This window comes from Carboxydothermus islandicus, from assembly GCF_001950325.1.
Classification (GTDB): domain Bacteria; phylum Bacillota; class Z-2901; order Carboxydothermales; family Carboxydothermaceae; genus Carboxydothermus; species Carboxydothermus islandicus.
This window is the reverse complement of record NZ_BDJL01000042.1, coordinates 1-6,938: the sequence shown is the minus strand read 5'-3', so window position 1 is coordinate 6,938 and position 6,938 is coordinate 1. Positions and strand designations below refer to the sequence as shown.

Here is a 6,938-nt window from a genome sequence, read left to right as displayed (position 1 = left end):
GTGGCGGGCTTTCTTCCGAAAGAGAGGTTTCTTTGCGTACCGGCGACGCAATTTTTAGAGCTTTATTAAAAAAGGGATATAACGTTGTAAAAATTGATATGGATAGAAATATTGCCGAAACTTTAAAAAAGGAAAATATCGATTTTGCCTTTATTGCCCTTCACGGGAAGTATGGGGAAGACGGAGCCATCCAGGGGCTACTTGAAATTATGGATATCCCCTATACTGGCTCTGGAATACTTGCCAGCAGTTTAGCAATTGATAAAATAATGACAAAGAAAATTTTAAAAGCCGAGGGAATTCCGACACCTGACTATATTTCTTTTAACTTTGACGAAAACCCCAATCTTGAAGCTATCAGTTCTGAAATACTGCAAAGATTGAAACTTCCCGTGGTCATAAAAGCTCCCCGGGAAGGTTCAACTATTGGCATTGAGTTTGTTTTTAGTGAGCAAGAGCTACCGAAAGCTATTAAAAAAGTTTTAGAAATAGATAAACAACTTCTAGTTGAAGAATTTATTGAAGGGGTAGAAGTTACCGCTTCGGTATTGGGCAACTCTAATCCCATTGTTTTACCCTTAATTGAGATCGTTAGCAAGACTCGTTTTTACGATTATGAAGCAAAATATACTCCTGGATTAAGTGAACATATCATACCACCAAGAATATCTCCGGAATTAAGTCAAAAAGTTACTGAATTTGCCCGAAAAACGTACAAAGCTTTAGGTTGTCGCGGTTTTGCGCGAGTGGATTTTATGATTGATGTAAGAAAAAATGAAGCCTATGTCCTGGAAGTAAATACCATTCCGGGAATGACCGCCACCAGTTTATTTCCCGACGCGGCAAAAGCTCAGGGTATAACCTTTGAGGACCTGGTGGAAAAAATACTTATGCTCGGATTAGAGGGGAGGCATAAATAACGAATTAGTATGAACAAATTATTTAAAATAATCTCGGAAATTGACAGGCTCGGCTATAAAGCTTATTCTCGCCTTAAAGGCAGTTACACTTTTCCGCAATTCTCGTTAAGTTTTCTTAAAATTCAAGGAGATCCCTTTGCACCCCCAAGTATTGTAAGAATAACTTTAAAAGAAGAACAGCACAAATACCCGAAACAGTATTTAAAAAAAGAACTCGAAGTTCCGTTGGGCGATTTTATTCTCGAACGCTTCGCTAAAGGATTATCCCAGTTACCCAAAATCCATGGTTCGGGAAATAGCGGAGTAATCTTCGTTAATACCAACGGCCAGCAGCTTTTAAAACGAGCAAGTTTTAACCTTGATGGAACTGCTATCGAATTAAATTTTTATTTCGGTTTACCTGCTAATGGCAGAAAAATAAATGGTGAAGCTTTAACCAAAATGCTTTACGCTCTCAAAGATATCGTGGAAAATTATGTGATATTTAAACCTGCTTATGAAGACAACCTTAGAAAACAAATAAATCTTTTCATAGATCAGGAATACCTTCGTTCCTTTCTTAAAGAAAAAGGTTATATAGCCTTTATTGCCAATGGAGCTATCCTTCCCCGGGCTTCCGGGCAATCGGAAAAACTATTAAAAAACGCTGTCCCCTTTAAATCTCCGGAAAGCTTAAGCGTTACCGTAGATTTACCTAATTCCGGATCAATTTCGGGCATGGCTATTCCAAAAGGTGTTACGGTAATAATTGGTGGCGGTTTTCATGGCAAATCAACCCTTTTAAAAGCACTGGAAAAAGGTATATATAACCACCGTCTTGGCGACGGCAGGGAATTTGTCATCACCGATAATACTGCAGTAAAAGTTAGGGCAGAAGACGGCAGGATAATTAATAACGTAGATATTTCCCCCTTTATCAACAACCTTCCCCAGGGGATAGATACTAAATGTTTTTCAACCTTAAATGCCAGCGGAAGTACTTCCCAAGCTGCTAATGTAATGGAAGCCATTGAAGTGGGAGCTAAAGTATTATTATTTGATGAGGATGTTAGCGCAACCAATTTTCTTTTAAGAGACAAGCTTATGGAAAAATTAGTCGTTAAAGAACCCATCACGCCGTTCTTAAAAATGTGTAGAAATCTTTATAAGGATTTAGGTGTTTCTTCAATTATAGTAGTTGGCAGTCTTTCGGATTATCTTAAAATCGCCGATCACGTAATTTTAATGGAAGAATATATACCACACGATGTAACCGACAAGGTTCACTCCATTACCGGTTTTGAATCAAATATTACGAACATAAATCTTTCCGTTAAATCGCGAAAAATTAAAAAATGGAATAAATTCTTTACCAAAATTAAGGCCAAAGACCAGTTTACCCTTTATTTAGATAAAGATTTATACATAAACCTTCGCTATCTCGAACAGCTTTGTGATTACGGACAAGCTAACTTTTTAGCAAAATTTATTATGTTTTTAAGCGAAAAGAAGATAACCGGAGAATTGAAAGATATAGTTTATAGCTTTTGGCAGGAAATTAACTCCCAGGGTTTTAAAATAGTTGGGGTAGAGCCAAATTTGGCTCTTCCAAGATGGCAAGAAATGGCTTTTATTATAAATAGAATTCCCGATATTTTTATTACATATTAAGGAGAGTGAAAAAGATGGAGTTCATGTGTATAATTTGCGGGAAAAAATTTACCATCGATTTAATTGTCGATGAAGACGATGACCTGGTGGTTAAGCCTTCAAATTTGCAAATCTGCGAACTCTGCAAAAAAAAGTTAAAGAAGGAAGCAGAGGATAGCAGTAAACCGGTAAAACCCATAGGTTAATTATAAAGAAGGAGGGATACAAAATGGCAGTGGGTATTTTAACCGGTGGCGGTGATTGCCCGGGCTTAAATGCAGTAATTCGGGCTTTAGTGAAAACTCTTCAACAAAAGCTTCCCGAAGAGAAAATAATCGGTTTTTTAGACGGTTTTCGCGGGGCAATTGAAAACCGAAGGGTGCCACTGACAACGAAAGACGTGGTAGGTTTACTCCCTAAAGGCGGAACGATTCTGGGCACTTCCAACCGGGATAATCCTTTTAAATTCCCCATATCTGTTAACGGCACCTTAGAATTTCACGATGTTAGCGATACTGTAATCGAAAATTTACACAAAAACAATATTGAGGTGTTATTTGTCATTGGGGGTGATGGTTCTCTTTCTATTGCCCATGAACTTTCCCAAAAGGGTGTAAAAGTTATAGGAATCCCAAAAACTATAGATAATGACCTGGATGCCACCGATTTTACCTTTGGCTTTGACAGTGCGGTAAGGACCGCAACCAAAGCTCTTGATATGCTTCACACTACTGCTGAATCCCACCACCGGATCATGGTTTTAGAGGTTATGGGACGATATGCCGGCTGGATTGCCTTATATTCGGGACTGGCCGGAGGTGCAGACGTTATTTTGATTCCCGAGATTCCCTTTAACTGGGATGCCGTTTGCCGAAAAATTCAGCAAAGAAAAGCCGAAGGAAAGCATTTTTCCATCGTGGTGGTTGCTGAGGGAGCCTATCCCGAAGGTGGGGAAAGGGTAATTGCAAGATATGTCAAGGAAAGTACCGATCCGGCCCGTTTGGGGGGAATTGGCCAGGTAGTAGCTGATCATTTAAGCCGCTGTACGGGTTTAGAAAGCAGGGTAACGGTATTAGGTCACCTGCAAAGGGGTGGAGGTCCTACACCCTTTGACCGTATCCTGGCGACACGCTTTGGGGTTGCTGCAGTAAATACATGGCTTCAGGGTAATTATAATGTCATGGTTGCCCTTTTAGGGGGCAGGGTAACTACGGTGCCTTTAAGTGAAGGAATAAAAAAATTAAAATTAGTCCCCGTTGATTCAGAATTAATTGTAACCGCTAAAGCAATAGGGATAAGTTTTGGAGATGAATGATTGATATGTAAATGTATGTTTACAATATGTAAACAATTGTCTACGATAGTTAATTAATTTTTTCTTAATTTAATTGGTTTTAAAATGGCATTAATTTTGCTAAAACTTTTAATTGCAAGAAAATTAATATTTTAAGGAGGGGGTTATTGTGGATTTTCGGTTATCGGAAGAACACGAATTATTACGGCAAACGGTAAGAGATTTTGCCGAAAAAGAAGTTGCACCTTCAGCGGCTGAAAGGGATGAAGAGGAAAGGTTTGATCGGGAAATTTTTAATAAAATGGCCGAATTAGGCTTAACAGGCATTCCCTGGCCGGAAGAATACGGTGGGGCCGGCATGGATTACATCGCTTATGCCATTGCTGTGGAAGAACTTTCACGGGTTTGTGCTTCCACGGGAGTAACATTATCCGCTCATGTCTCTTTGGGTAGTTTCCCTATTTTTAAATACGGGACGGACGAACAAAAGGAAAAATACTTAAAACCGCTGGCTTTGGGCGAAAAACTTGGTGCTTTTGGTCTCACCGAGCCTTCTGCCGGTAGTGATGCCGGTTCTTTAAAAACCACCGCCGTTCGTGATGGCGATTATTATGTTTTAAACGGGTCAAAAATTTTCATAACCAATGGTGGGGAAGCTGAAATTTACGTGGTTTTTGCTACCGTTGATAAATCTAAAGGACACAAAGGAATTTCCGCTTTTATTGTTGAAAAAGGGACCCCGGGCTTTTCTTTTGGTAAGAAAGAAAAGAAGTTAGGCATTCGTTCCTCTCCAACGGTGGAGTTAGTATTTGAAAACTGCAGAATTCCCAAAGAAAATCTTTTAGGGGAGGAAGGTCAGGGATTTAAAATTGCCCTATCTACTTTAGATGGAGGACGCATTGGTATCGCTGCTCAGGCGGTAGGTATAGCCCAGGGAGCTTACGAAGCTGCAGTAAAATATGCCAAGGAAAGAACCCAGTTTGGTAAGCCCATAGCTGAATTTCAGGGAATAAGCTTTATGTTAGCAGACATGGCTACTAAAATACAAGCAGCAAGGCTCTTAGTTTATCATGCTGCCTGGCTTGAATCAAACAATTTACCCTATGGTAAAGCAGCGGCAATGGCCAAACTTTTTGCTTCGGAAACGGCAATGGAAGTAACTACTAAAGCCGTGCAAATTTTTGGAGGCTACGGTTATACCCGTGAATATCCCGTAGAACGAATGATGAGAGATGCTAAAATCACCGAAATTTATGAAGGTACCAGTGAAGTGCAAAGAATAGTCATTTCTTCGTATATCTTAAAGGAGTTTTAATTGGTATAATAATCCTGTATAAGATTAAAGCAGAGGAGGAGCCTAATGCCAGCAACACCTTCAGCAGAATACCAAAAAAAATTGGTAGATGTGGACCACGCCCTTTCTTTGATAAAAGATAACGATAATATTGTGGTTTCCCTTGGGGCAGCAGAACCATTACTTCTTTTGGAAGGTTTAGGCAAAAAAGCTTTGGAATTAAAAGGAGTTAAAGTTTACCAAATACTGCCCGTCCATTCTCCATCTTACTTAAAACCAGAGCTAAGCGATAACATAAAACACATATCGTTTTTCGCTGGCAAACCGGTCCGGGAGTTAATCCATCAGGGATATGCCGAGGCATTTCCCTGTCACTTTCATGATGTTCCCAGAATAATTCAGGATTATTTGGATGTCGATGTTTTTATGACCACGGTTTCGCCCATGGATGAACATGGTTTTTTTAGCCTGGGAACATCGGTGGATTATTCGCTGGCCGCCCTTAAAAAAGCCAAAAGAGTAATAGTTGAAGTAAATCCCAATATGCCAAGGACTTTGGGACAAGGAATAGTGCATATTTCCGAAATAGATTTTTTAATTGAAAGCCAGCGAGAGCTTCCTGAACTTCCTTCGGAAGAGCTCAAACCGGAAGATTACCGGATAGGTGAGTTTATTGCTGAACTGGTGGAAGATGAGTCCACTCTGCAGTTGGGAATTGGTGCCATACCCAACGCAGTTGCGAAATTTTTATTAAACAAACGCGACTTGGGTATTCATACCGAAATGATTACCGACAGCATGGTTGATTTGGTAGAGGCAGGTGTGGTTACAGGACGGGCTAAAACACTTCATCCCTATAAAATTATTGGCACCTTTGCCTTTGGTTCCAAAAAACTTTATAAGTTTTTAAATAACAACCCAATGGTGGAAATGCACCCCGTTTCTTATACCAATAACCCTTGGGTGATTGGTCAAAACAAAAAAATGGTTTCGATAAATACCACCATTGAAGTCGATTTGTGGGGACAGTGTGCTTCGGAAAGCATCGGCACAAAAATTTACAGCGGTAGCGGCGGTCAGGCAGACTTTGCCCGGGGGGTTTTGTATTCTCCCGGGGGTAAAGGAATAATTGCATTGCATTCTACGGCAAAAGACGGACAGATTTCCAAAATTGTTCCCACATTAAAACCGGGAGCTATAGTCACCAATTCCAAAAATGATGTTGATTATGTTGTAACGGAATTTGGGGTTGCTAAACTGAGAGGTAAGACTTACCGGGAAAGAGCTAAAGCACTAATAAACATAGCCCATCCCGATTTCAGAGATGAACTTAAGTTTCAAGCAAAAAAGTTAAATATATTGTAATTAATTTTTTCAGGGGGGATTTAACTTTATGAAATTAGTAGTCCTTTTAAAGCAAACCTTTGACACCGAAGCCAAGATAGTGCTAAAGGATGGGAAAATTGACGACAGCGGGGTTACTTTAATCATTAACCCCTACGACGAATTTGCGGTAGAAGAAGCCCTGAGGATCAAGGAAAAACTTGGGCAGGGGGAGGTAGTGGTAGTATCGGCGGGGAGTGATAGGGCCCAGGAAGCGTTACGGCAGGCCTTGGCCATGGGAGCCGACCGGGCGGTACTGGTCAAAACCGACGGCTTGCAGTTAGATGAAAGCGTGGTAGCCGAAGTACTGGCGAAAGTGCTGCAGCAAATGGAATACGACCTTATCTTAGCCGGCTGGCGGGCCATTGACGACAGTTCCGCCCAGGTGGGGGTGCGGGTAGCCGAGATTTTAGGTTTA

At 40.5% G+C, this 6,938-nt stretch carries 7 protein-coding genes; all 7 read left to right on the top strand.

Features of this window, described 5'->3' with window-relative positions; translation table 11 throughout:
• Positions 1-920: D-alanine--D-alanine ligase (locus ciss_RS07565; protein WP_075865676.1), on the top strand; the 920-nt coding region annotated here is incomplete at its 5' end.
• Between the two features lie 9 nt (positions 921-929).
• Complete coding sequence (locus ciss_RS07560) at positions 930-2,570, top strand: ABC-ATPase domain-containing protein (RefSeq protein ID WP_077177506.1); 1,641 nt, start codon at positions 930-932, stop codon at positions 2,568-2,570.
• Positions 2,571-2,584: 14 nt separating this feature from the next.
• Complete coding sequence (locus ciss_RS13325; protein WP_166504002.1) at positions 2,585-2,755, top strand: hypothetical protein; 171 nt, start codon at positions 2,585-2,587, stop codon at positions 2,753-2,755.
• Between the two features lie 23 nt (positions 2,756-2,778).
• Positions 2,779-3,864, top strand: coding sequence for a 6-phosphofructokinase (locus ciss_RS07555; protein WP_075865674.1), 1,086 nt, complete (start codon positions 2,779-2,781; stop codon positions 3,862-3,864).
• Between the two features lie 148 nt (positions 3,865-4,012).
• Positions 4,013-5,158 carry an acyl-CoA dehydrogenase gene (locus ciss_RS07550; RefSeq protein ID WP_075865673.1) on the top strand — a complete coding sequence of 382 codons (1,146 nt, stop codon included), beginning with the start codon at positions 4,013-4,015 and terminating at the stop codon, positions 5,156-5,158.
• A gap of 45 nt (positions 5,159-5,203) precedes the next feature.
• A complete protein-coding gene (locus ciss_RS07545) occupies positions 5,204-6,502 on the top strand; it encodes an acetyl-CoA hydrolase/transferase family protein (RefSeq protein ID WP_075865672.1) in 1,299 nt (432 codons plus the stop codon).
• A 28-nt stretch (positions 6,503-6,530) separates the two neighbouring features.
• Positions 6,531-6,938 (top strand): electron transfer flavoprotein subunit beta/FixA family protein (locus ciss_RS07540; protein WP_439951259.1); only part of this gene is annotated, 408 nt, incomplete at its 3' end.